This is a genomic window from Kineococcus xinjiangensis, from assembly GCF_002934625.1.
Lineage (GTDB): Bacteria > Actinomycetota > Actinomycetes > Actinomycetales > Kineococcaceae > Kineococcus_A > Kineococcus_A xinjiangensis.
In genome coordinates this window covers 186,060-211,057 of record NZ_PTJD01000005.1, presented here as the reverse complement: position 1 = coordinate 211,057, position 24,998 = coordinate 186,060, and the positions used below count along the sequence as shown (strand labels likewise).

Annotated in this window: 19 protein-coding genes and 1 tRNA gene; 3 read left to right on the top strand and 17 right to left on the bottom strand. The window is 73.2% G+C overall.

Annotated features, from left to right (window positions below):
* The first annotated feature begins 123 nt into the window (after window positions 1-123).
* Window positions 124-603, top strand: coding sequence for a hypothetical protein (locus CLV92_RS08990; RefSeq protein ID WP_104432467.1), 480 nt, complete (start codon window positions 124-126; stop codon window positions 601-603).
* A 49-nt stretch (window positions 604-652) separates the two neighbouring features.
* Here the strand turns inward: CLV92_RS08990 and uvrB are convergent, their stop codons facing one another.
* The 9 genes from uvrB to CLV92_RS08945 form a co-directional block, all read right to left on the bottom strand.
* Complete coding sequence (uvrB, locus tag CLV92_RS08985; RefSeq protein WP_104432466.1) at window positions 653-2,773, bottom strand: excinuclease ABC subunit UvrB; 2,121 nt, start codon at window positions 2,771-2,773, stop codon at window positions 653-655.
* Between the two features lie 43 nt (window positions 2,774-2,816).
* Window positions 2,817-4,010 carry a dephospho-CoA kinase gene (coaE, locus tag CLV92_RS08980; protein WP_104432465.1) on the bottom strand — a complete coding sequence of 398 codons (1,194 nt, stop codon included), beginning with the start codon at window positions 4,008-4,010 and terminating at the stop codon, window positions 2,817-2,819.
* Between the two features lie 29 nt (window positions 4,011-4,039).
* A complete protein-coding gene (locus CLV92_RS08975) occupies window positions 4,040-6,271 on the bottom strand; it encodes a putative bifunctional diguanylate cyclase/phosphodiesterase (protein WP_146099468.1) in 2,232 nt (743 codons plus the stop codon).
* Window positions 6,272-6,342: 71 nt separating this feature from the next.
* The gene (locus tag CLV92_RS08970; RefSeq protein WP_104432463.1) at window positions 6,343-7,581 is read right to left on the bottom strand and encodes an ROK family transcriptional regulator; all 1,239 of its coding nucleotides are present in this window, start codon (window positions 7,579-7,581) and stop codon (window positions 6,343-6,345) included.
* Between the two features lie 25 nt (window positions 7,582-7,606).
* The gene (locus tag CLV92_RS08965) at window positions 7,607-8,959 is read right to left on the bottom strand and encodes a sugar ABC transporter permease (protein WP_104432462.1); all 1,353 of its coding nucleotides are present in this window, start codon (window positions 8,957-8,959) and stop codon (window positions 7,607-7,609) included.
* A 13-nt stretch (window positions 8,960-8,972) separates the two neighbouring features.
* Window positions 8,973-9,779, bottom strand: a complete 807-nt coding sequence (locus tag CLV92_RS08960; protein WP_104432461.1) for an ATP-binding cassette domain-containing protein — start codon at window positions 9,777-9,779, stop codon at window positions 8,973-8,975.
* Window positions 9,780-9,917: 138 nt separating this feature from the next.
* A complete protein-coding gene (locus CLV92_RS08955) occupies window positions 9,918-11,039 on the bottom strand; it encodes a sugar ABC transporter substrate-binding protein (RefSeq protein WP_104432460.1) in 1,122 nt (373 codons plus the stop codon).
* Between the two features lie 311 nt (window positions 11,040-11,350).
* Window positions 11,351-12,871 carry a 30S ribosomal protein S1 gene (gene rpsA / locus CLV92_RS08950; protein ID WP_104432459.1) on the bottom strand — a complete coding sequence of 507 codons (1,521 nt, stop codon included), beginning with the start codon at window positions 12,869-12,871 and terminating at the stop codon, window positions 11,351-11,353.
* Window positions 12,872-13,041: 170 nt separating this feature from the next.
* Window positions 13,042-14,307 carry a GGDEF domain-containing protein gene (locus CLV92_RS08945; protein WP_158257176.1) on the bottom strand — a complete coding sequence of 422 codons (1,266 nt, stop codon included), beginning with the start codon at window positions 14,305-14,307 and terminating at the stop codon, window positions 13,042-13,044.
* A gap of 31 nt (window positions 14,308-14,338) precedes the next feature.
* On the opposite strand from CLV92_RS08945, the gene CLV92_RS08940 reads away from it, so the two are divergent.
* A complete protein-coding gene (locus CLV92_RS08940) occupies window positions 14,339-15,214 on the top strand; it encodes a class I SAM-dependent methyltransferase (RefSeq protein WP_104432457.1) in 876 nt (291 codons plus the stop codon).
* A 28-nt stretch (window positions 15,215-15,242) separates the two neighbouring features.
* Here the strand turns inward: CLV92_RS08940 and polA are convergent, their stop codons facing one another.
* The 8 genes from polA to CLV92_RS08900 all read right to left on the bottom strand — a co-directional run bounded on the left by polA (window position 15,243) and on the right by CLV92_RS08900 (window position 24,763).
* Window positions 15,243-18,041, bottom strand: a complete 2,799-nt coding sequence (gene polA, locus CLV92_RS08935; protein ID WP_211290989.1) for a DNA polymerase I — start codon at window positions 18,039-18,041, stop codon at window positions 15,243-15,245.
* 91 nt (window positions 18,042-18,132) lie between these two features.
* Window positions 18,133-18,807: a GNAT family N-acetyltransferase gene (locus CLV92_RS08930; RefSeq protein ID WP_146099467.1), complete on the bottom strand. Its 675-nt coding sequence runs from the start codon at window positions 18,805-18,807 to the stop codon at window positions 18,133-18,135.
* Between the two features lie 260 nt (window positions 18,808-19,067).
* A complete protein-coding gene (locus CLV92_RS08925) occupies window positions 19,068-19,835 on the bottom strand; it encodes an ABC transporter ATP-binding protein (RefSeq protein ID WP_104432455.1) in 768 nt (255 codons plus the stop codon).
* Window positions 19,822-20,640: an ABC transporter ATP-binding protein gene (locus tag CLV92_RS08920; protein WP_104432454.1), complete on the bottom strand. Its 819-nt coding sequence runs from the start codon at window positions 20,638-20,640 to the stop codon at window positions 19,822-19,824. The genes CLV92_RS08925 and CLV92_RS08920 overlap by 14 nt, the downstream gene beginning before the upstream one ends.
* On the bottom strand, window positions 20,633-21,739 hold the full coding sequence (locus CLV92_RS08915; protein WP_104432453.1) for a branched-chain amino acid ABC transporter permease: 1,107 nt from the start codon (window positions 21,737-21,739) through the stop codon (window positions 20,633-20,635). Before CLV92_RS08915 ends, CLV92_RS08920 begins: the two co-directional genes overlap by 8 nt.
* Window positions 21,736-22,719: a branched-chain amino acid ABC transporter permease gene (locus CLV92_RS08910; RefSeq protein ID WP_104432452.1), complete on the bottom strand. Its 984-nt coding sequence runs from the start codon at window positions 22,717-22,719 to the stop codon at window positions 21,736-21,738. The genes CLV92_RS08915 and CLV92_RS08910 overlap by 4 nt, the downstream gene beginning before the upstream one ends.
* A 78-nt stretch (window positions 22,720-22,797) precedes the next feature.
* Window positions 22,798-23,985 carry a branched-chain amino acid ABC transporter substrate-binding protein gene (locus CLV92_RS08905; protein WP_104432451.1) on the bottom strand — a complete coding sequence of 396 codons (1,188 nt, stop codon included), beginning with the start codon at window positions 23,983-23,985 and terminating at the stop codon, window positions 22,798-22,800.
* 154 nt (window positions 23,986-24,139) lie between these two features.
* Complete coding sequence (locus CLV92_RS08900) at window positions 24,140-24,763, bottom strand: ANTAR domain-containing response regulator (RefSeq protein WP_104432450.1); 624 nt, start codon at window positions 24,761-24,763, stop codon at window positions 24,140-24,142.
* A 120-nt stretch (window positions 24,764-24,883) separates the two neighbouring features.
* Between CLV92_RS08900 and CLV92_RS08895 the strand changes: the two genes are divergently transcribed.
* Window positions 24,884-24,957: transfer RNA gene (locus CLV92_RS08895), tRNA-Leu, on the top strand.
* The last annotated feature ends 41 nt before the right edge of the window (window positions 24,958-24,998 follow it).

Below are 24,998 nucleotides of genomic sequence, written 5' to 3'. Positions count from 1 at the left end.
CGAACACGGGTCCCCCGCCCACCACCGCCGCGCCCCGCCGCTCTCCGGGGGTGGAGGACCCACGGGCGGCGCCGCCCGCTACGGTGCGTCCGCACGTTCGACGGATCGTTCCCGGAGGCGACGATGAGGCAGCAGCACCCCCAGTCCGGGTCCTGGTCGGACGGACTCGCCCGGCGCGTCGCCCCCCGCGCGGCCGGACTGCTCGGCCTGGGCGTGGCCGGGCACCTGATCTCGTGGGTGGTGGCCTCGCGCGACCAGAGCGGCGGGGCGAACGTCGGGGTGGGGCTGCTCCTGCTGGGGGCGCTGGCCCTCACCGCAGGTGCGTGGGGCGCGCGCGACGGGCTGCGCGCCGCCCGGGTGGAGGAGTCGCTCGTGCCGGGCCTGGTGTGCTGGGCCGTCGTCGCCCTCGTCGTCGGCGCGGGCCTCCCGCTGCTGGGTGCGGCCGTGGGCGCCCTCGCCGGGGGCGGTTTCTCCGGCGCCGTCCTGCTGCGGGACCTGCTCCTCGGCGCGCCGTTCCTCCTGCTCCTCGTCGGAGTCCCCGCCCACGGGGCGCTGGCCGGGTGCTACGCCGCCGTGCGCTCGCGCGCCGGCCGGGCGGCCTGAGGACCGCACCTCTCCCCCCGGGGGCGGCCCCTCCCGCACGCGCCCCGGCTCACGCCCCCTGCGCGGCCTGCATCCCGCGCAGCTCCTTCTTCAGGTCGCCGATCTCGTCACGCAGCCTCGCGGCCAGCTCGAACTGCAGTTCCGCCGCCGCGGCGTGCATCTGGTCGCTGAGCTGCTGGATGAGGTCGGCCAGCTCGCCCTGCGGCAGCGACGCGGCACCGGGACGGGGCGCGCCCTCCCGGCCGGCGGCGCGTCCCTTCGAGCCCAGCGCGGGAGTGGGGGCCTTGCCGCGCGACTGGGACCGGCCGCTGCCGGAGAGCAGCGCCGCGGTGTCGGCGTCCTCCCGGGCGATGAGATCGGTGATGTCGGCGATCTTCTTCCGCAGCGGCATCGGGTCCACGCCCCGCTCGCGGTTGTACGCGACCTGCTTCTCCCGGCGCCGGTTGGTCTCCTCGATGGCCTGCTCCATCGAGCGGGTCACCTTGTCCGCGTACATGTGCACCTGACCGGAGACGTTGCGGGCGGCGCGGCCGATCGTCTGGATCAGCGACGTCGCCGAGCGGAGGAACCCCTCCTTGTCGGCGTCGAGGATCGCCACCAGCGACACCTCGGGCAGGTCGAGGCCCTCGCGCAGCAGGTTGATGCCGACGAGGACGTCGAACTCGCCCTGGCGCAGCTCCCGCAGCAGTTCCACGCGCCGCAGCGTGTCGATGTCGGAGTGCAGGTAGCGCACCCGCACACCCTGCTCCAGCAGGTAGTCCGTGAGGTCCTCGGCCATCTTCTTCGTCAGCGTCGTGACCAGGACCCGCTCGTCCCGCTCGGCGCGCTCGCGGATCTCGTGGAGGAGGTCGTCGATCTGGCCCTTCGTGGGCTTGACCACCACCTCGGGGTCGACCAGGCCGGTGGGGCGGATGATCTGCTCCACCACGCCCTCGCCCTTCGCCAGCTCGTAGGGCCCGGGCGTCGCCGACAGGTACACGGTCTGCCCGACGCGCTCCAGGAACTCCTCCCACTTCAGCGGCCGGTTGTCCATGGCGCTCGGCAGGCGGAAGCCGTGCTCCACGAGGGTGCGCTTGCGGGACATGTCGCCCTCGTACATCCCGCCGATCTGCGGAACCGTCACGTGCGACTCGTCGATGACGAGGAGGAAGTCCTCGGGGAAGTAGTCGAGCAGGGTGTTCGAGGCCGTGCCCGGTCCGCGGCCGTCGAAGTGGCGGGAGTAGTTCTCCACCCCCGAGCACGTGCCGACCTGCCGCAGCATCTCGACGTCGTACGTGGTGCGCATCCGCAGCCGCTGCGCCTCGAGCAGCTTGCCCTGCCGCTCCAGCTCGGGGAGGCGCTCGGCGAGCTCGGCCTCGATGAGCCCGACCGCCCGCTCCAGCCGCTCCGGGCCGGCGACGTAGTGCGAGGCGGGGAAGACGTACATCTGCTGCTCGTCGCGCAGGATCTCACCCGTCAGCGGCTGCAGCGTGTAGAGGCGGTCGATCTCGTCACCGAAGAACTCGATGCGGATCGCGTGCTCCTCGTACACGGGGATGATCTCGACGGTGTCGCCGCGGACCCGGAACGTGCCGCGGGTGAAGGCCATGTCGTTGCGGGTGTACTGCATGTCCACGAACCGGCGCAGCAGCTCGTCGCGGTCCATGCTCTGCCCCACCTGCAGCGACACCATCCGGTCGACGTACTCCTGCGGGGTGCCGAGGCCGTAGATGCAGGACACGCTGGCGACCACGACGACGTCGCGCCGGGTGAGCAGGGAGTTCGTCGCGGAGTGCCGCAGCCGCTCGACCTCCTCGTTGATCGCGGAGTCCTTCTCGATGTAGGTGTCCGTCTGCGCGATGTACGCCTCGGGCTGGTAGTAGTCGTAGTAGGAGACGAAGTACTCCACCGCGTTGTTCGGCAGCAGCTCGCGGAACTCGTTCGCCAGCTGCGCCGCGAGCGTCTTGTTCGGCGCCATGACCAGCGTCGGTCGCTGCACCTGCTCGATCAGCCACGCCGTCGTGGCGGACTTGCCCGTGCCGGTGGCGCCCAGCAGCACGACGTCCTGCTCCCCGCCCCGGATGCGGCGGGCGAGCTCCGTGATCGCCGCCGGCTGGTCGCCGGAGGGGCTGAACTCCGAGACGACCTGGAAGGGAGCCACGGTGCGCTGGATGTCCGTCGTGGGCCGCATGGACCCACAGTAGGCGCCGCCACCGACACCCGGCGGAGGCGGCTCAGGCGGGCGGGCGCCACCCGCTCGCCGCGGCCCACGCCTCGGCGCGCCCGTGGGCGACCTCGGTGAACCAGGGCTCCTTGGCGTCGGCGTACTCGCCGGTGCTGGTGCAGCCGGCCGCCAGCCGCTGCTTCAGCCCCGCGTAGGCGGCCCGCGCGTCGGCGTCGGCGCGCAGCCAGTCGCGGAACAGCAGCGCCCAGCGCCAGCCGGGCGAGCCGTGGACCCGCACGTGCAGGTGCACCGGCCTGCCGGGGTCCGCCCCGCCGTGCAGGCACTTGCGCCACCGGTCCGGGTCCGGGTCGGAGGGCTTCGGCGTGTCCCACCAGTCCCCCTCGGCCCGGGGGAAGCCCGCCGCCGCCAGCTCCCCCGCCACCGCGTCGGCCGCCGCCAGGGAGCCGACCGCGAGCTGGAGGTCGACGACGTCCTTCGCGACCAGCCCCGGCACGGCCGTGGAGCCGATGTGCTCCACGCCGCGGCCCGCGTCGCCGGCCGCCCGCTCCACGCGCGCCGCCAGCCGCGCGGCCTGCGCCGCCCAGCCGACCCGGTGCTCCAGCAGGGCCAGCGCAGGGGCGGGGACGAGCCGGCCCGCGCGGAGGTTGTCCTCGAAGGGGAGCAGCCGCCGCGACCAGAGCCGGTCCACCTGCTGCCGCAGCCGCTCGGGGTCGCCGCCGTTGTCCAGCCACACGTCGGCCGCGGCGCGCCGCTCCGGGTCGCGGGCCTGGGCGGCGATGCGGGCGGAGGCGTCGGCCGGGTCCATGCCGCGGTCCGCGACGAGGCGGCGGTGCCGCTCCGCCTCGTCGGCGTGGACGACGACGACGAGGTGGTACTCCGCGGCCATGCCGTTCTCCACCAGCAGCGGGACGTCCTCCACGACCACCGCCGACTCCCCCGCCGCGGCCGCCAGCTCCGCCCGCCGCCGCGCCACCAGCGGGTGCACGACGGCGTTCAGCCGCTGCCGCTGCGCCGGGTCGGCGAACACGAGCCGTCCCAGCGCGGCGCGGTCCAGCTCCCCGCCGGCCGTCAGGACGCCCGGGCCGAACGCCTCCACCACCGCGGCCAGGCCCGGGGTGCCCGGCGCCACCACCTCCCGCGCGAGGACGTCGGCGTCGACGAGGACGGCGCCGAGCTCGTGCAGCCGCCGCGACGCCGTCGACTTGCCCGCCCCGATGCCCCCGGTCAGTCCCACGCGCAGCACGGGGGAACGCTATCCGGCGGTGGCGCCGCTCAGCCCGCGGGCAGCACCGGGGCGGGCGCGCGCCCGAGGACGTGGCCGGCGAAGTCGTCGCCGCCGAGCGGACGGGCGAAGTACCAGCCCTGGCCGTGGTCGATGCCCAGGCCCGCCAGGCGCTCGCGCTGCTCCGCGGTCTCCACCCCCTCCGCCAGCACCGTCAGGCCCAGCCGGGCCGCGAGACCGACCACCCCCTCCAGCAGGGGCGACGCGGACTGGTCGATGAGGGAGGCCGTCAGGCAGCGGTCCAGCTTCAGGGTGCTGACGGGGTAGCGCAGCAGGTAGTCCAAGGAGGCGTAGCCGGCGCCGAAGTCGTCCAGCGACAGCCCCACCCCGGCGGCCACCAGGGCCTGGAACTCCTCGGCGATGGCCGGGTCGTCCGGCAGGTGCTCGTGCTCGGTGATCTCCAGCCGCAGCCGGGAGGCGGGCAGCCCCACCTTGGCGAGGGCGTCCAGGACGTCCAGGGCGAGTCCCGGGTGGCAGGTGCTGGAGCGGCCGAGGTTCACGCTGACCGACAGCGGCGGCAGGCCGGCGCCGTCCCAGCGCACCAGCTGCGCCAGGGCGGCCCGCAGCACCAGCCGGTCCAGCTCCCGGCCGAGCCCGTGCTCCTCCGCGGCGCCGAGCATGTCGTCCGGCATGACCAGCCCGCGCGCGGGGTGGCGCCAGCGCACCAGCGCCTCGCAGGCCAGGACCCGGCTGCTCCCGAGGTCCACGAGGGGCTGGTAGAGCACGTGCAGCCCGCCCACGCGCTCGGCCTCGCCGCCTGCCAGGACCGCCCGCAGGTCCTCCACCAGCGCCCGCCGCCCCAGCACCTGCCGGCGCAGGTCCTCGCTGAAGGCGACCGTCCCGCCACCGGCGGCCTTCGCCGCGTACATCGCCACGTCCGCGTCGGCGAGCAACTGCAGCATCGAGGAGCCGTCGGGCACCGGCGTGGTCCCCGTGCTCGCGCGCACCGCGACGAGGCGGCCGGCCACGGGGAACGGCTGCCCGAACGCCGCCGCCAGCACGTCCTCCGGAGCCCGGTGACCGGGGCCGGCGGCGAGCAGCAGCACGAACTCGTCGCCGCCCGTGCGGGCGACGGCGTCCGCGGGGCCCACAGCCCGCGCCAGCCGCCGCGCGACCTCCAGGATGAGCGCGTCGCCGACGTCGTGGCCGTAGGTGTCGTTGACGTGCTTGAAGTCGTCCACGTCCAGCAGGCACAGCACCCAGCCGCCCGCCCCGGCACCGCGCCTCTGCCGGGTGGCGAAGGCCTGCGCCAGGCCGCGTCGGTTGAGCAGGTCCGTCAGCGGGTCGTGCGCCGCCCTGCGCTCGCTCGCCCGCAACGCCAGCGCACCCCGCAGCAGCGCCAGGCCGGCCACGAGCGCGCCCACCAGCAGGTAGGCCGCCGTCGGCAGGGCCGCGGCGGCGCCGCTGCCATCGAGCAGCCACAGGCACGGCGGCACCGCCACCAGGGGCAGCGCGGCGAGCATCTGCGTCGAGGCGTGGCGGCGGCGCCCCAGGGAGGCGGGCTCGAAGACGAGGACCATCGACGGGTGCGTCGCCGCCCACGCCAGCAGCGCCATCGTCACCGTCAGGCCGGGCTCCAGGGGTGCGGCGGCGAGGTGCCCCCGCGCCCCGGGCAGGCTGGCGAGCAGGTAGCTCAGGGCCGCGGAGAGGCCCGCGAGCTGCAACCGCAGCACCGCGGCGGTGGAGGTGGCGCTCACGACGAGCAGCCGCAGCACCAGGCCCATGAGCACGAGGTTCAGCGCCGGGGTGAGCGCCGGTGGGGACGGGCCGCCCTGACCCGCGCCCGCGGCCAGCGCGTGCGCGGCCGCGAGGGCGACCACCACGGCCACGATCAGCGCGTCGAGCCGGGCCGCCGGGCCGCCCCCCGGCGGGCGCGGGCGTCCCACCATCACCCGCAGCACGTGCAGGGCGAGCACCGCACTGGCCAGCTGGGCGGCGACGAGCAGCGTGGTGGCGGGCGCGGAGCGGCCTCCCGCGGCCACCGCGGCGAAGCTCGACACGGAGCACAGCCCCTGGCTGAGCGCGATGAGCGCCCAGGGGCTCCAGCGCTTCGGGCGGTGCGCGCCGAGCGCGAGGAGGACGGTGACGCAGGCGGCCAGCGCCACCAGCGCCGGCACGATCGGCGGCACCTCCCACGCGGAGAGCAGCACGACCGTCACGACCACGCCCAGCAGTGCCGGCGCCCAGTCCCGACGGGTGCGTCTGCCCGGGCCGCGTCTCACGGCCGGACGGTACAGGCCGCTCACCCCGTGCGCCGGGACTTCCGGACCCTCACCGCGGCGTCCGCACCGGATCAGACCGCGACGCCGCTCGACGGGCGGCCCAGCGGGTCGGCGAGCAGCTCCGTGAAGGCGAGCTCCGCCGCGCCCCAGACGGTGGAGTCGGCCCCGAGCCCGGCCGTGCGGACCTCCAGGCCCTCCCGCATGGCCGGCATCACCAGACGGTCCACCCAGGGCAGCACGTCGTCGGAGAGGGCGGGCCACAGGTCCCGCCAGAGTCCCCTGCCCAGCAGCACCGACTGCGGGTCGAAGACGTTGACGACGTTGGCGAGGCCGCGGGCGAAGGCCCGGGACAGCTTGTCCCGGGTGCGGCGTGCGGCGACGCCCCCGGCCTCCAGCCGGCGCAGGACCTGCTCCGCGATGTCGGGCGCGTCCGCGTCCAGTTCCAGCGGGTCCGCCCAGGCCGCGGCGAGGGCCTCGCTCTCCCAGCAGCCCCGGCTGCCGCAGCGGCAGGCCCGGCCGCTGGGGTCGACGCTGATGTGGCCGACCTCGCCGGCGTAGCCGCGTCGCCCGGTGACGGGGTGCCCACCGGAGAGGACACCCCCGCCGAGGCCGTAGGTGCCGCACAGGTAGACCACGTCCGTGCGGCCCACCGCGGCACCCCGGCGGATCTCCCCGAGCAGGCCGAGGTCCGCGTCGTTGGCGACGTGCACCGCGACGTCCGCGCCGAAGCGGGCGGCGACGACGTCGGCGGTCAGCGCCCTGAACGGCACGTCGTGCCAGCCGAGGTTGGGCGCCGCGGCGATGGTGCCCGCGCCCGCGTGGACGGTTCCCGGCACCGCCAGCCCGACGCCCGCCAGCACGGCCCCCGCCGCCTGCGGGGCGCCGGGGTCGGCCAGCAGGTCCTCCGCGACCGTGGCGACCTGCTGCGCGGCCGCGAGCGGGGAGGCGCCCCCGGCCAGCGGCTCGCGCCGCCGGCCGAGGACGTGGCCGCCCAGGCCCACCCGCGCCACGTCGAGTTCGTGCACGTCGACGAAGGCGGCGATCACCGAGACCGCCCCGGGCCTGGGCTGCACGACCAGCGAGGGCCGCCCCACCCGGCCCGGCACCTCGGCGGGCTTCTCCTCCACGAGCAGCCCCGCCTCGACGAGGCTGCCCACGAGATCGCCGACGGTCGAGCGGTTGAGTCCCAGGGCCCGGGTGAGGTCGGCCCGGGTGCTGGAGCCCTGCTCGTGCACGAGGCCGAGCACCGCGGCGAGGTTGTGCCTGCGGACGTCGTCCTGGCCGCGCCCGAGGGGCTGCCTGCCGACCATGCTCTTCAGGTGCTTCTCCCGCGTCTCAGCTCGAGGCCGAGGCGCGGCGCCGACGCGAGATGGCGTCGACGGCTGCGGCGAGCAGCAGCACGGCACCCGTGACGAGGAAGTTCACGAACGCCCGCTGCCCCATGAGGCCCAGGCCGTTGGTGATGGTAGCGATGACCAGGCCACCGATGACCGCGTTGGTCACCTTGCCCTTGCCGCCGAAGAGGCTCGTCCCGCCGATGACGGCGGCGCCCACGCCCAGGAGCAGGGTGTTGCCGCCGCCGGAGCCGGGGGCGACGGAGTTGAGCCGCGACGCCTCGATGATGCCGGAGAAGGCGGCCAGCGTGGAGCCGATCATGAAGACGGAGATGCGGATGCGGGTGACGTTGATGCCGGCACGGCGCGCGGCCTCCGCGTTGCCGCCGACGGCGTACACGTGGCGGCCGTACGCGGTGCGGCCCAGCACGATCGACAGCAGCACCAGCAGGACACCGATGATCGGCACCGAGTAGGGCACGCCGGCCAGTTCGATGCCGGGCACGCGGGCGCGGTTCTGCGACAGCACCGCGGTCAGGCCCAGCAGGACCACGGCCACGCCGACGACGCGCAGCACCACGAGGATGAAGTTGTCGCGGTTGAGGCCGCGGCGGCGCTGGCTGTTCCAGCGGCCGAGGGTGATCAGGGCGTACGCGGCGGCGGCGAGCACGGCGAAGACCCAGCCGAGACCGACGGGCACGTTGCCGTTGGCGATGTTCACCACGACCTGGTCGCGCACGGGGATGGTGCCGCCCTCGCCGATCAGCCAGAGCGTGATGCCCTGGATGCCGAGGAAGAAGGCGAGCGTCACCACGAACGACGGGATGCCGACGCGGGCGACGAACATGCCGATCAGGGTTCCGAAGGCCAGGCCGGTGAGGAGGGCCGCGGGGATGGAGAGGTACCAGCCGAGGCCGGCGTCGTTCATGACGAGCGCCATGACCGCCGCCGAGGCCCCGCCCGCGACACCGGCCGACAGGTCGATGTCGCCGAGCAGCAGGACGAAGGTCAGGCCCATCGCCAGCACGATGATCGACGACGCCTGCACCATCAGGTTGGCGATGTTGATGGGGGTCAGGAAGGTGTCCGGGCGCAGCGCGGCGAACAGGACGAAGAGGACGACGAGCCCGAGGGCCGCCGGCAGGGCACCGATGTCGCCGCCCTTGAGGCGGGTGATGTAGGCGCGGATGCCCTCGCCGAACGTGGGCTCCTCGGCCGGCTGGGCCATCGGGCTGCCGCCGCTGGCGGTGGCGCGCGCGAGCTCGGCGATGCGGGCGGACTCGTCCTGCGGGCCCTTCGCGGCCGTCGCGGCGACGTCGCCGTTGCGGGTGGGGCTGTCGGGTGTGGCGCTCATGGGTGGCTGCTCCTCAGACCGCTGCGGTGGCGCTCGTGTCGATGATGCCCATGTCGCCGGAGCGCCCGGCGGTGATGAGCTCGACGACCTGGCTGCTGGTGACGTCCTTCGTGCGGACCGTGGCGGCGGCCCGGCCGAGGTAGAGGGCCGTGATGTTGTCCGCGACCTCGAACACGTCGTTGAGGTTGTGCGAGATCAGCACGACGCCGAGGCCGTTGTCGGCGAGCCGGCGGACCAGGTCGAGGACCTGCCTGGTCTGGGCGACGCCCAGGGCGGCGGTCGGCTCGTCGAGGAGGACGACCTTGGAGTTCCACAGGACGGCCTTGGCGATGGCGACGGTCTGCCGCTGCCCGCCGGAGAGGCTGGAGACGAGCTGGCGCACGGAGCGCACCGTCCGCACGGAGAGGCTGGCCAGCGTCTGGCGGGCCATCTCCTCCATCGTCGGCTCGTCGAGGAGGACGCCCTTCTTCTCCTCCCGGCCGAGGAACATGTTCTGCACGATGTCGAGGTTGTCGCACAGGGCGAGGTCCTGGTAGACGACCTCGATGCCCAGCTCCGCCGTGTCGCGCGGGCCGTGCACCTGCACGCGGCGACCCTCGAAGAAGTACTCGCCGGCGTCGGTGGTGTAGATGCCGGCGATGCACTTGACGAGCGTGGACTTGCCGGCGCCGTTGTCGCCGACGAGGGCGGTGACCTCACCGGCCCGGACGTCCAGGTCGACGCCGTGCAGCACCTGCACCGGGCCGAAGCTCTTGTCGATGCCGCGCAGGGACAGCAGCGGCGCACCGCCCGTCGCGGTCGGGGGGTTCGTTCCTTGCATGGGTCTGTCCACCGTTCCTGGTCTGCTCGAGGCGTGGTCTGCTCGAGGGGGTCCGGGCCCACGGCCGGCCCGGCGCGACGGCGCGCCGGGGGCGTGCGAGGGCGCCGGGGCGGGATCCGCCCCGGCGCCCGTGGGGCGTCAGGAGATGCCCAGCTCCGTGCACGCGGCGGCGTAGTCGCCCGTGCAGATGTCGGAGGCCTTCACGAAGCCATCGTCCACGACCGTCTTGACGTTGTCGCGGAAGATGGCCTGCGGCTCCAGCAGGATGGCGTTGACGTCGCGCCCGCCCTCCGCGTCCTCCACGGTCCCGGTGGTCTCGGGCTTCTCGCCCTTGGCCAGCGCGATGGCGACGTCCGCCAGCGCGGCCGCCTCCTCGCCGACGGGCTTGTAGACCGTCATGCACTGCTGGCCGCCCAGGATGTTCTGCAGACCCTGCTCGGTGGCGTCCTGCCCGGTGACCGGCACCTGCCCGGCGCGGCCGTTCTTGGCCAGGATGGAGATGGCGGCGTTGCCGAGTCCGTCGTTGGCGGCGAGGACGCCGTCGATCTGACCGCCCTGCTGGGTCAGCATCTGCTCGAAGATCGTCGCGGCCTGCTGGTTGTCCCACTCGGGAACGGCCTGCTCGGCGACCTTGGTGTACTGCGTCATCGGGTCGAGGACGCTGTGCGCGCCCTTCGAGAACAGGGTGGCGTTGTTGTCGTCGGGCGAGCCGTTGAGGTAGGCGATCTTGGCCGGCTTGTCGCCGAGGCACTTCGCCAGGCCCTCACCCTGCAGCTCGCCGACCTTGGTGTTGTCGAAGGAGATGTAGTAGTCGGCCGTGCCGCCGAGGGTGAGGCGGTCGTAGTCGATGGTCTGGACGCCGGCGGCCTTGGCCTTCTGCTGGATCGCGGCGCCGGAGTTGGAGTCGAGGTTGACGATCGCGAGGACCTTGACGCCCTGCGTGATCATCTGGTCGGCGATGGTCTGCATGCGGCTGGCGTCGCCCTGGGCGTTCTGGATGTCGGCGGTGACGCCGGCGTCCTCGAAGGCCTTCTCCAGGGCGGGACGGTCGAACGACTCCCAGCGGACCGACGACTCGGTGTCGGGCAGGATCACACCCACTTCGGGGGCGCCGGATCCCCCGCCGGTGGCGGAGGTCTCGCCACCGGCTGCCGGGGTCTCACCGGCGGAGCCGGGGGTGCTGGAGTCCCCACCGCACGCGGAGGTGAGGAGAACGCCTGCCACGCCGGCGGCGAGGAGTGCAGAGCTGCGGACGCGCATGGATGCTCCTTCGCATCTGACCCCGGCGGAACGCTCGGGGTTATGTTGTGCGGCCCAACATATAAGCCCGAGGGCCCTCTGACCAGCACCGTTGCCATCTCGTGACCAGGAAGGCAGCCGCGCCGTGATGTGAGCGTTCACTGTGGACACGTTTCCACGCGGCGGCCCGAGCGCGGCGGTGACGGCTCGGGGCGGCGACCGCTCGGCGCGGGCCACCGGCGCCCCGGGACGGCGGCCGACGCACGAGAGCCCCGGCCGGATTCCCGGCCGGGGCTCTCGTGGATCAGCGGCAGCGAACTGCCGCGGGCGACTCAGGCGCCGCCGGTGAGCTTCTCGCGCAGCGCCGCGAGGGCCTCGTCGGAGGCCAGGGTGCCCTGGGCCTCCGGCGCCTCGGAGCTGTAGCTCGACGCGCTCGACGGGGCGGACGAGGACGAGGAGGAGGAAGAGGAGGACGCCGCAGCCGGCTCGTTCTCCCCCGCCGCCTCGCGGGCGGCCTCGGCCTCGGCGGCCTCGGCGACCTGCTTGCGGTGCGCCTCCCAGCGCTCGTGGGCCTGCGCGTACTGGCGCTCCCACTCCTCGCGCTGCGACTCGTAGCCCTCGAGCCACTCGTTGGTCTCGGGGTCGAAGCCCTCGGGGTACTTGTAGTTGCCCTGCTCGTCGTAGTCGGCGGCCATGCCGTACAGCGAGGGGTCGAACTCCTCGCCGGCCGCGGCGACGGACTCGTTCGCCTGCTTCAGCGACAGCGAGATCCGGCGACGCTCCAGGTCGATGTCGATGACCTTGACGAAGATGTCGCTGTTGACCTGGACGACCTGCTCGGGCACCTCGACGTGGCGCTCGGCCAGCTCGGAGATGTGGACCAGGCCCTCGATGCCGTCGTCGACGCGCACGAACGCACCGAACGGGACGAGCTTGGTGACCTTGCCCGGCACGACCTGACCGATCGCGTGGGTCCGGGCGAAGTGCTGCCACGGGTCCTCCTGCGTCGCCTTCAGCGACAGGGAGACGCGCTCGCGGTCCATGTCCACGTCGAGGACCTCGACGGTGACCTCCTGGCCGACCTCGACGACCTCGCTCGGGTGGTCGATGTGCTTCCAGGACAGCTCGGAGACGTGCACCAGGCCGTCGACGCCGCCGAGGTCGACGAACGCACCGAAGTTGACGATCGAGGAGACGACGCCGGAGCGGACCTGACCCTTCTGCAGGGTGGTCAGGAAGTTCTGGCGGACCTCGGACTGCGTCTGCTCCAGCCACGCACGACGCGACAGGACGACGTTGTTGCGGTTCTTGTCCAGCTCGATGATCTTGGCTTCGATCGTCTTGCCGACGTACGGCTGCAGGTCGCGCACGCGACGCATCTCGACGAGGGAGGCGGGGAGGAAGCCGCGCAGGCCGATGTCGAGGATGAGGCCGCCCTTGACGACCTCGATGACGACGCCCTCGACGACCTCGTCGGCCTCCTTCTTGGCCTCGATCGTGCCCCAGGCGCGCTCGTACTGCGCGCGCTTCTTGGACAGGATCAGGCGACCCTCCTTGTCCTCCTTCTGGAGGACGAGGGCCTCGACCTCGTCGCCGACGCCGACGACCTCGCTGGGGTCGACGTCGTGCTTGATCGAGAGCTCGCGGGAGGGGATGACCCCCTCCGTCTTGTAGCCGATGTCGAGCAGCACCTCATCGCGGTCGACCTTGACGATCGTCCCGGAGACGATGTCGCCGTCGTTGAAGTACTTGATCGTCTCGTCGACCGCGGCGAGGAAGTCCTCAGCCGATCCGATGTCGTTGATCGCGATCTGAGGAGTCGAACCCGCCGGTGCGGTCGTGGTGGTGGTCATGAAGGAGGGGCTCCGTCGAGGACAGTCGTCGTTGGGGGTCGCACAGGGTTCTCCCAGGCGGCCACGAGGCCGCTGCCCTGCCTCGCCCGGACGGTCCTGCCACCGGCTTCGGCGTGCTGGGCCCGGCTGTCGCCGGAACCAGCGGAGGGCGCGGTTCTCGCACCTTCACCCTACTCGTGCGCCTGTACGGGGGCAAAGCCCCCCTGCGCCGGGCGGGCACCCGGCGCACGCTGCCCGCCCTCCGGGGTCCCCGCACCGGGCGGCGCCCCCGTGCCGCGGCGCTCCCCCGCCAGCACGACGCGGTCGCGGCCGTCCTGCTTGGCCTCGTAGAGGGCGGCGTCGGCGCGGGCCGTCGCCGCCTGCACGGGCTCCTTCGGCCACGCCACCGCCACGCCCACGCTGACGGTGACGCGGTCGCGGCCGGAGGCGGCGCCGCTGCCCGCGGGACGGGGCACGGCCTCCTCGTGGACGGCCCGGCGCACCACCTCCCCCAGCTCGGCGGCGGCCTCCGCGGCGTGTCCCGTCGCCACCACCACGAACTCCTCACCGCCGTAGCGGGCCAGCAGCGCCCCCTCCCCCAGCGGGGAACGGGCCAGCGCGGAGTCCATCACCTCGGCCACCCGGCGCAGGACCTCGTCCCCGGCCTCGTGACCCAGCGCGTCGTTGACGCCCTTGAAGTGGTCCACGTCCACCAGCAGCACCGCCGCCGGCGTCCCCTCCCGGGTGCGGTCCTGCTCGGCGCGCGCCATCGCCGACTGCGCGGCGCGCCGGTTCGGCAGCCGGGTCAGGTCGTCCCGCCGGCTGAGGTCGAGGGTGCGCTCCCACAGGGCGAAGGAGGTGCGCTGGCTGCGGTTGTGCCGCAGCGCCGCGATGAAGCCGACGGGGTGCGCCGTCGACAGGTACGCCGCCAGCAGCCAGACGGGGGTGTGCGCCAGGTCCGCCGGTGACGCCACGAGGGCGTAGGCGGCGGTTCCCACGACCGAGAGCCCCACCGCCAGCGCCGTGGTCACGCCCTGCGGCAGCGGCGCGAAGATGTAGAGGCAGAAGACGCTGAAGGACAGCAGCAGCCCGACGGAGGCCCGGGCCTGCGGGTCCAGCAGGACCTGGGCGGCGACGATCCCGGTGTAGATCGTCGCGATGAGGACCGTCACCAGCCGGCCGCTGTCGTAGTCGCGGACCAGGCGCGCCAGGGGGGCGCAGCCGAGGGCGACGAGGGCCATCACCGCGTGCGCCAGCAGCACGCCACGGCCGCCGGGGGCGTCCAGCGACCCGAGCCCCACCAGGACCACCGCGAGGTTCCATCCGGCGCACGCCAGGCACACCACCAGCGTCGTCAGCCGCAGCGCCGGGGTGGTGCCCTCCAGGAAGCGCCGCTCCTGCCGCGGGTCGGGCAGGCGCGCGCCGAAGCGCGTGAGCTCCGCCGCGTCCTCCTCCACGGCTGCATCATCGACCCGAAGGCCGCCCGGCATGACCGCCGGTAGCGACTGCCACGAGGATGGAGCAGTGAGCGGCACCCCCAGCGACCCCGTCCAGGCACCGGAAGCCGAGGAAGCGCCGCGGGTGGGGCGCTGGCCCGTCGACGCGGAGACCTCCGCCCGGGCCAACCGCACGTGGTGGGACGCCGACGCCGCCGACTACCGGATCGAGCACGGCGACTTCCTCGGCGCCGCCGACTTCGTGTGGGGGCCGGAACGGCTGCGGGAGGAGGAGGCCCGGCTGCTCGGCGACGTGCGCGGCAAGCGGGTGCTGGAGGTCGGCTGCGGCGGGGCCCAGTGCGCCCGATGGCTCGGAGCGCAGGGTGCGGCGGTGGTGGGCACGGACATCTCCGCCGGGATGCTGCGGGAGGCACGTGCCCTCGACGCCGCGACCGGCAGTCGCACCGCCCTCGTGCAGTGCGACGCCCGCCGGCTGCCGTTCGCGGACGCCAGCGTCGACGTCGTCTGCTCCGCCTACGGTGCCCTGCCCTTCGTCGCGGACGTCGGCGAGGTGCTCGCGGAGATCGCGCGCGTCCTCGTCCCCGCCGGCCTGCTCGCCTTCAGCGTGGCGCACCCGCTGCGCTGGGCCCTGCCGGACGACCCCGGCGAGCACGGCCTGGTGGTGCGCCACTCCTACTTCGACCGCACCCCCTACGTGGAGACCGAGGAGGACGGCAGCGTCCGCTACGTCGAGCACCACCGGACCATGTCCGACTGGGTCCGCGCCCTGGTGGCCGCCGGGTTCGTGCTCCAGGACCTCGTCGAGCCGCAGTGGTCGGCCGGAGAGGCGGTCTGGGGCGGCTGGAGCCGGCTGCGCGGTGAGCTGGTGCCGGGCACGGCGGTGTTCGTGGCGCGCTCCGCCGGCTGAGCGCGCCGCGCGTCGGGCCCGGCGCTCCTCAGTGCGCGGCGGCGTGCCAGGACGGGCCGGTGCCCACCGACACGTCGAGCGGCACCGACAGCTGCGCCGCCCCCGCCATCTGCTGCCGCACCAGGGCCTCCAGCGCCTCCCGCTCCCCTTCCGCGACCTCGAGCACGAGTTCGTCGTGGACCTGCAGCAGCATCCGCGAGCGCAGCCCCGACTCGCGCAGCGCCGCGTCCACCCCGAGCATCGCCACCTTGATCAGGTCCGCGGCAGAGCCCTGGATGGGGGCGTTGAGCGCCATCCGCTCGGCCATCTCCCGGCGCTGGCGGTTGTCGCTGGTCAGGTCCGGCAGGTAGCGGCGCCGGCCGAGGATGGTCTCGGTGTAGCCGCTGCGGCGGGCCTCGTCGACGATGCCGTGCAGGTAGTCGCGCACACCGCCGAAGCGCTCGAAGTACTCGTCCATCAGCTCGCGGGCCTCCTCCACGGAGATCTTGAGCTGGTTCGAGAGCCCGAACGGTGACAGCCCGTAGGCCAGCCCGTAGGACATCGCCTTGATCTTGGCGCGCATCTCGGGGGTGACCTCCGGGGCCGGCACCTGGAAGACCCGCGAGCCGACGAAGCGGTGCAGGTCCTCCCCGGAGTTGAAGGCCGCGATGAGCCCCTCGTCGCCGGACAGGTGCGCCATGATGCGCATCTCGATCTGGGAGTAGTCGGCGGTCATGAGGCTCTCGAAGCGGACCGCGCCGGCCCCGCCCGGACCGACGACGAACGCCTCGCGGATGCGCCGCCCCTCCTCGGTGCGGATGGGGATGTTCTGCAGGTTCGGGTCCGTCGAGCTGAGCCGTCCGGTCGCGGCGATCATCTGCTGGAACGTGGTGTGGATGCGCCCGTCGGCGGCCACGGCCTTGCGCAGGCCCTCCACCGTCTGCCGCAGCCGGCTGGCGTCGCGGTGCGCCAGCAGGTGCATCAGGAACGGGTGCTCCGTCTTGACGTAGAGCGCGGCGAGGGCGTCGGCGTCGGTGGTGTAACCGGTCTTGGTGCGCTTCGTCTTCGGCATCTGCAGCTGCTCGAAGAGGACGGTCTGCAGCTGCTTGGGCGAGCCGAGGTTGATCTCGGTGCCGATGACCTCGTAGGCCAGGGCCTGCGCCTGCGCGACCTTGTCGGCGAAGCGCCGCTCCAGGTCCGTGAGCAGGTCCGCGTCCACGGCGATGCCCGCGCGCTCCATGCCCGCCAGGACGCCCACCAGCGGCAGCTCGACCTCGCGGAGCAGGCGCTCGCCCCCGCGCCGCTGCAGCTCCTCACCCAGGACGCCGGCGAGCTCGGCCACCGCCAGGGCGCGCACCATGGCGTCCTCCGCGGCCGCGTGGCGGTCGGAGCCGAGCGGCCCCTCCCCCGCGTCGAGCTCCAGCTGGTCCCCGGCGGCGGGCGCGGCGGCCTCGGCCCGCAGCTCGCGGCCGAGGTGGCGCAGCGCCAGGTCCGCGAGGTCGTAGCTGCGCTGGTCGGGGTAGCACAGGTACGCCGCCAGCGCCGTGTCCTGCTCGACGCCGCGCAGCACCCAGCCGCGGGCGGCGAGGGCGTGGCTGGGGCCCTTCAGGTCGTGGGCGACCTTGGGTCGCCCGGCGTCGCCCAGCCACTCCGCCAGCGCGCGCTCTCCCGCCTCGTCGAGGGTCGCGGGGTCCAGCCACGCGGCGGTGCCGGCGGCGGTGGCCAGCGCCAGGCCGGTGACGTCGCCGGTGCCCTGGCTCCAGGAACCGCTGACGTGCAGGCCGGTCGTGCCGGTGGCGTGCTCGGCGAGCCAGCCGGCGACCTCGGCGGAGTCGAGGATGCGCCCGTCCACGCCGAAGCCCTCCTCCGCCTCCGGCTCCGCGGTGCTCAGCGTCGCGAAGAGGCGGTCGCGCAGGACGCGGAACTCCAGGCCGTCGAAGACGGTGTGCACGCGCTCGCGGTCCCAGGCCCTGCGGTGCAGGTCGGCGACGTCGACGTCGAGGTCGAGGTCGCGCACGAGGGCGTTGAGCCGGCGGTTGCGCAGGACCCCGTCGAGGTGCGCGCGCAGGCTCTCCCCCGCCTTGCCCTTGATCTGGTCCACGTGGGCGATGACCCCGTCGAGGTCCCCGTAGGTGCCGATCCACTTCGCGGCGGTCTTGGGCCCGACCCCCGGCACGCCGGGCAGGTTGTCGCTGTCCTCCCCGACCAGGGCCGCGAGGTCCGGGTAGCGCTGCGGCGGAACCCCGTAGCGCTCCTCGACCACCTCCGGGGTCATGCGGACCAGGTCGGAGACGCCCTTGCGCGGGTAGAGGACGGTGACGTCCTCACCGACGAGCTGGAGGGAGTCGCGGTCGCCGGTGGAGACGAGCACCTCGTGGCCTGCCGCCACGGCCCGCGTGGTGAGCGTGGCGATGACGTCGTCGGCCTCGTAGCCGTCCTTGAGCACCACCGGCACGTTCAGCGCGGCCAGGACCTCCTTGATGAGCTCCACCTGTCCGGCGAACTCCGACGGGCTCTTGGCGCGGTTGGCCTTGTACTCGGCGTACTCCGCCATGCGGAAGGTCTGCCGCGAGACGTCGAAGGTCACCGCCAGGTGGGTCGGCTCCTCGTCGCGCAGGACGTTGATGAGCATGGACGTGAAGCCGTAGACGGCGTTGGTGTGCTGCCCGGTGCTCGTGGCGAAGTTCTCGGGCGGGAGGGCGTAGAAGGCGCGGTAGGCCAGCGAGTGCCCGTCCACGAGGAGCAGCCGGGGTCGGGTGGGCGCCCCCTTGCGGGCCTCGGCCGCACCGGCGGCGGCGCGCCGGTTCGCGGCGGGGGACTTCGCGGTCGGGGCGGCGGGCGCGGTCACGGCGCTCAGCGTAGGTGCTGGCACCGACGCCGGGCGGGCAGGTTCGCCCGGCGTCTCGCGCCCGCGGGGAGGAGCTCCTGCGGGGCCGCGCTCAGGAGGCCGACTGCACCGTCGGGGTCACGGCGTCGGACAGCGAGCCGCGCCGGCGCGGCTCCCTGCGCTGGGCCACGAGCCCCTCCGGCGCGGGGCTCGCCCCGGCGGAGCCCACGACCGCTGCGTGGGCGCGCGCCAGCCGCCCGCGCAGCGACCGTCGCCGGGCCAGCACGTCCTCGGTGGCCGGGTCCTCGGGGAAGAGCCTGCGGCGCAGCACCGCCAGCGGCGCGGCCCGGCGCACCACGACGGGCGCGAAGCCGAGGCGGGCCATGTAGCGGGTGTACTCGCGGTCCTGCGGCAGGACGGTGCACGAGAGCTCCTCGGCGCCCTCCTCCTGCGCCATCGCGAGGGCTCGCCGCAGCAGGCAGCGCCCGACCCCGCGCCGGCGCATCTCGGGCACGACGTGCAGGTGCTCCACGCAGGGGCCGGGAGTCGCCGTCAGGGGCAGCAGCGCATGGGGGCTCAGCAGGGCGTAGCCGGCGGGGCGCTCCCCCACGGTCGCCAGCAGCACCCGGACCGCTCCGTCGCGCAGCGCCTGGTCGAGCCGGGTGCGGACCTGCTCGACGGGGGTGCGCAGGTGCACCTGCTCGTAGCGGGCCTGCTGGTACAGCTCCATCAGGGCGTCGACATCAGCGGTGGTTGCCAGACGCACCTCCACTGGAGGTCGTGCCACAGCGTCCTCCTCGAACGGACAGGCCCCCGTGCCCACGGCCGCAGACGACGGCCCGGGGCGACTCTAGGCCCCGTCGGCCGTGGCGTAAATGGCCCGTGAACGGCCTCTGCGGCGTCCGTGGCAGGTGGAGTCCGTTCGCCCGACGCTGCGCCCATCGACCGTCACCGAACGTGGATCACCACGCCCTGCGAACAGGGTCGAACACGCCGGCGGCCGGCACCCCGCAGGGCACCGGCCGCCGGCGCGGTCCTCGACCGACCTCAGACGTCGCCGCCGAGGTAGGCCGCCTTGATGCTGTCGTCCTCGGCGAGGGCGGCGCCCGTGCCCTCGCGCACGACCTCGCCGGTCTCCAGCACGTAGGCCACGTCCGCCGTGCGCAGGGCCTGCATGGCGTTCTGCTCCACCAGCAGCACCGTGGTGCCCTGGGCGTTGATCTCCCTGATGATCGTGAAGATCTGCTGGATGAGCTTCGGCGCGAGCCCCATCGACGGCTCGTCGAGCAGGATCAGCTTCGGCCGCGACATCAGCGCGCGCCCGATGGCCAGCATCTGCTGCTCCCCGCCGGACATGGTGCCCGCGAACTGGCTCCGCCGCTCCAGCAGGCGCGGGAAGAGGGTGAACACCCGGTCCCGGTCCTCCCGGATCGCCCCGGTGCGCCGGTCCTTGCGGGAGTAGGCGCCCATGTCGAGGTTCTCCTCGACGGTCATCCCCGGGAACACGCCCCGGCCCTCCGGCGACTGGCAGATGCCGCGCTGGACGAGCTTGTGCGAGGGGACCTTGGTGATGTCCTCCCCCTCGAACAGGATCCGGCCGGCGCGCACGGGGCGCAGGCCGGAGATCGTCTTCAGCGTCGTCGTCTTCCCCGCCCCGTTGGCGCCGATCAGGGTGGCGATGCCCCGCTCCGGCACCTGGAAGCCCACGTTGCGGATGGCCTCGATGCGCCCGTAGTTGACGCACAGCCCCTCCACCACGAGGAGCGGCTCCCCCAGCGTGCGCTCCGGCGCCGTCGACGTCTCAGGACTCGTCATCCTCGACCCCCAGGTAGGCCGCGATGACCGCGGGATCGTTCTGGATCTGCTCGGGCCGGCCGTCGGCGATCTTCTTGCCGAACTCCAGCACGACGATGCGGTCGGTGACGCCCATCACCAGGCGCATGTCGTGCTCGATGAGCAGGACCGTGTTGCCCATGTCCCGCACCCTGCGGATGAGGTCCATCAGCCGCTGCTTCTCCACCGGGTTGAAGCCGGCGGCCGGCTCGTCCAGGCAGAGCAGCTTCGGCTTCGTGGCCAGCGCCCGGGCGATCTCCAGGCGGCGCTGCTCACCGTAGGAGAGGTTGCGCGCCAGGTCGTCGCCCCGGTGCCCGAGGTCCATCAGCTCCAGCAGCTCGTCGGCGAGCCGGTGGCCCTCCGCCTCCTCGCGGCGGTGCCGCGGCAGGCGGAACAGCGCGTTGAGGACGCCCGTGCGGTGGTGCGCGTCGGCACCGACGAGGACGTTCTCCCGGGCCGTCATGTTCTGGAACAGCCGGATGTTCTGGAACGTGCGGGCGATGCCCAGGCGGTTGATCTGGTACCGCTTGCGCCGCCCGAGCGGCTGGCCGTCGAAGACGACCTGCCCGGACGTCGGCTGGTACACCCCCGTGAGGGCGTTGAAGCACGTCGTCTTCCCCGCGCCGTTGGGCCCGATCAGCCCGAGGATCTCACCGCGGTGGATCTCGAAGCTGACCTCGTTGAGGGCCACGACGCCGCCGAAGCGGAGGGTGACCTGCTGCATCTGCAGCAGCGGTGCGGACTCCGCGCGGTGCGCGCCCGCCCGGTCGACCGTCGTCTCAGCCATGGACGACACCTCCCTCCATCTGCTGCTTCCGGTCGGTCTCCCGGTTGACCCGCCTCCTGCGCCGCGGTGGCAGCAGGCCCTGCGGGCGGAAGTTGGACAGCACCAGCAGCGCCAGGCCGAAGATCAGGACCCGGAACTCGCTGGCCTCGCGGAAGCGCTCCGGCAGGTAGGCCACCACGATGGCGCCGACGATGGCGCCCCAGCGGTTGCCCTGGCCGCCGATGACGACGGCGGCGAGGAACAGGATCGAGATCTGGATGACGAACGGCTCCGGGTTGATGGAGCCCTGCCGGCTCGCGAACAGCGCACCGGACATGCCGCCGACGAACGCACCCATCGCGAACGCGAGCAGCTTGAACCGGAACGTCGGCACGCCGTTGAGCTCCGCGGCCTCCTCGTCCTCGCGGGTGGCCTCCCACGCGCGCCCGACGCGGCTGCGCTGCAGGAGCACGTCGGCGAAGAGGACGAAGATGATGACGGTGAGGGTCAGCCAGTAGTAGGGCGTCGCGTCCAGCAGCGCGAACTTCATGAAGACGGACTTGTCGCCCAGGTCGACGTAGGCGACCCAGCCTTCCCACGTCAGCCGCGGGATCTCGAACAGCTCCACGCTCGGCGGGCGCGGGATGCCCGTGATGCCGCGGGCACCGTTGAGCCACTCGGAGTTCAGGGCGACGAGCCGGATGATCTCGCCGAACCCGAGGGTCACGATGGCGAGGTAGTCACCGCGCACGCGCAGCGTCGGGGCACCCAGCAGCAGACCCGAGGCCGTGGTGATGCAGACAGCCAGCACCATGAGCAGCGGGAACGGCAGGTTGCCGTGCAGCGAGCCGAACACCGCCACGGTGTACGCGCCGACCGCGTAGAAGCCGACGTAGCCCAGGTCGAGCAGACCGGCGTAGCCGAGGACGATGTTCAGGCCGAGCGCCACCAGGGCGTAGGACGCCACGGTGAAGAGGACGGCGCGGAAGTCGCTCTCGGGGGTGGTGATGATCGGCGGGTTCAGCAGCGGCAGCGCGTACGCGAGCAGGGCCAGGGCGACGAGCCCGGCGATGCGCACGCCGCGGGGTGCATCGCCCACCGCGTCGAGGAAGCGTCTCATGCGCGTGCCTTTCCGAGGGACTCACCGAGCAGGCCGGTCGGGCGGAAGAGCAGCACCACGATCAGCAGGCAGAAGGCGACGACGTCCTTCCACTCGGTGCCGAAGATGAGGGAGCCGTAGTTCTCGGCCAGGCCCAGCGTCAGCCCGCCGAGCAGCGCGCCGCGGATGTTGCCGATGCCGCCCAGCACCGCGGCGGTGAACGCCTTGATGCCCAGGATGAAGCCCACGTTGAACCGGGTGACGCCGATGTGCATCAGGTACAGCAGCGCTGCCGCACCCGCCATCAGGCCGCCGAGGAGGAAGGTGAGCTGGATGACCCGGTCCCGGTTGATGCCCATCAGCGCCGCCGCCTCCGGGTCCTGCGACACCGCGCGCACGCCGCGCCCGAGCCGGGAGCGGCGGACGAACTGGTCGAGGGCGACCATCATGATCAGCGCCGCGAACAGCACGATGAGCTGGTTGCTGCGCACGGGGAAGTCCGCCACCTCGAAGAGGGTGACGTTGGGCAGCGGGTTCGGGAAGGACGTCGTGTCGCGAGCGCGGGCGACGTAGGGGGCGAGCACGCCGTCGAGCCCGACCCAGCCGGCGATCTTGTCGCGCAGGCCCATGATCTCGGCCAGCACGAACGAGGCGCCGATCGCGGAGATGAGTGCGACCAGCGGCGGGGCGTTCTTGTGGCGCAGCCGGGAGTAGGCCACCTTCTCGACGACGAGGGCGATGGCCCCGCTGACCGCCATGGCCGCGATGAGGGCCAGCAGCAGGAAGCCGATGGCCGCCGGGATCGACATGCCGGAGCGCGCACCCATGGCCATCATCAGCCAGACAGCGGCGAAGCTGCCCCACATGAAGACCTCGGAGTGCGCGAAGTTGATGAGGCGCAGGACGCCGTAGACGAGGGTGTACCCCAGGGCGAACAGCGCGTAGATGGCCCCGACCACCAACCCGGACAGGGTCAGGTCGAGGAACGTCGCAAGACTCACGGACTACCTCAGGGGGTCCAGGCTGCGGGGTGCCCGCCAGTGGCGAGCACCCCGCTGCAGGTGAAGGGTCAGGGACCGTCAGGAGGCCACGTTGATCTCCTGGTCGGGCACGATCTGACCGTTCTCCACCTTGTAGGCCCAGACCGAGACCTCGGAGGGCTCGCCGCGCTCGTCGAACTGGAGCTTCTTGGTGACGCCGTCCTTGTTGTAGTCCTCCACGTAGGACAGCAGCGCCTCGCGCTCGGTCTTGCCCTCGGCGATGCCGTCGAGCAGGACCTTCGCCGCGTCGTAGCCCTCGGCGGAGTAGGTGGCCGGCGGGGCGCCGAACTCCTTCTCGTAGTCCTGGGCGAACGTCCCGCCGGCCTCCTCGGGCGGCAGGCAGGGGCAGGTGATGATGGTGCCGTTGGCGGCCTCGCCACCGGCGACGATGAGCCCCTCGTCCTTGGCGCCGTCGTCGGTGACGAAGGTGGCCTCGATGCCGGCGTCGCGCAGCTGCTTCACCATCAGGCCGGCCTCGGGGTAGTAGCCCCCGAAGAAGACGGCGTCCGCACCGGCCGCGCGGACCTTGCTGACGGTCGCGGAGAAGTCGGTCTGCTTGGCCTGGATCGTGTCGTTCTCCACGACCAGGTCGCCGAGGTCCTCGCGCACGATGTCGGCGAGGCCCTTGCCGTACTCGCTGGCGTCGTCGATGACGACGACCTTCTTGGCCCCCAGCACGTCCTTGATGTACTTCGCGGCGCCGGGGCCCTGCGTGGCGTCGTTGCCGAGGACGCGGAAGAACGTCTCCCAACCGTTCTCCGCCAGGGCGGGGTTGGTCGCCGAGGGGGTGATGTGCACGAGCCCGGCCTCCGCGAAGAGCGGGTTGGCGACCTTGGACTCGCCGGAGAAGGCAGGGCCGACGATGCCGAGGACCTTGTCGTCCCCGATCGCCTTGGTGGCCAGACCGGGGGCCTGGTCGGGGGCGCCCGCGGAGTCGAAGTCGGCGAGCTCGACCTGGCACTCGGCGTTGGCCGCGTTGTGCTCGTTGAGGGCCAGCTCGACGCCGTTGCGGATGTTCTGGCCGAGGTTGGCGTAGTCGCCGGTCAGGGCCCCGAAGAAGCCGATCTTGACGCCGTCGCAGCTGCCGCCGCCGCCTTCACCGGTGGCACTGGTCTCGCTCGAGCCGGGGGCGGGAGTCTCGGTGTCGCCGCCCGTCGTACCGCCGCAGGCCGTGAGAAGGAGAGCGGCCGCGGCCACCGGGCTGAGGAACTTGAGGGTTGGACGCACGAGGGCTCCTCCTGAAGCGGTGTGGCCGGGGCACCACGGTGTGCCCCGCGTCCCGGCACATCAGGCCCGGACGCCGCGACAATACGCAAAATGTGCGCCTTCAGGGGCGATTCGCCACACGTTTGACCGCCCCGTTACAGAGCCGTTGTGCGACTCAGCCCTTGGAGCGCGCCTCGCCCGCGTTGATGACGGTCGTGGCGACCTCGCGCATGGTCAGGCGCTTGTCCATCGACGTCTTCTGGATCCAGCGGAACGCCTCCGGCTCGCTCATGCCGAACTGCGTCTGCAGCTTCGACTTCGCCCGGTCGACGAGCTTGCGCGTCTCGAAGCGGTCGGCGAGGTCGGCGACCTCCTCCTCCAGCGCGACGATCTGCTGGTGGCGGCTGACGGCGATCTCCAGGGCGGGCAGCAGGTCGGCCGCGGTGAAGGGCTTCACCACGTAGGCCATCGCGCCGGCGTCGCGCGCGCGCTCGACGAGCTCGGCCTGGGAGAAGGCGGTCAGCAGCACCACGGGGGCGATGCGGGCCTTGACGATGCGCTCGGCCGCGGAGATGCCGTCGAGCACGGGCATCTTGATGTCCATCACGACGAGGTCGGGGCGGTGCTCCTCGGCCAGCTGGACGGCGGTCTCGCCGTCACCGGCCTCGCCCACGACGTCGAAGCCGGCCTCGCGCAGCATCTCCACCACGTCCAGGCGGATGATCGCCTCGTCCTCGGCGACCACCACGCGGCGCGCGGGGCTGGCGGGAGCGGTGGGGCCCTCAGGTGCGTTCGTCACGGCGGCATCCTAGTCGGGCGCCCGCGGCGGCTCCGCGCCCGCTCCACCGTCCGGCGGCACGGGGCGCCGCAGTCCCGGCCCGGGGCGCCGATCCGCGCGTTCGCTAGGGTTGCTCCCGCCGCCCCGGTAGCCCAATCGGCAGAGGCAATCGACTCAAACTCGATCCAGTGTGGGTTCGAATCCCACCCGGGGCACCTCGCAGGGCCGGCGCGACGCGCCGGTGCGCACGAGCGAA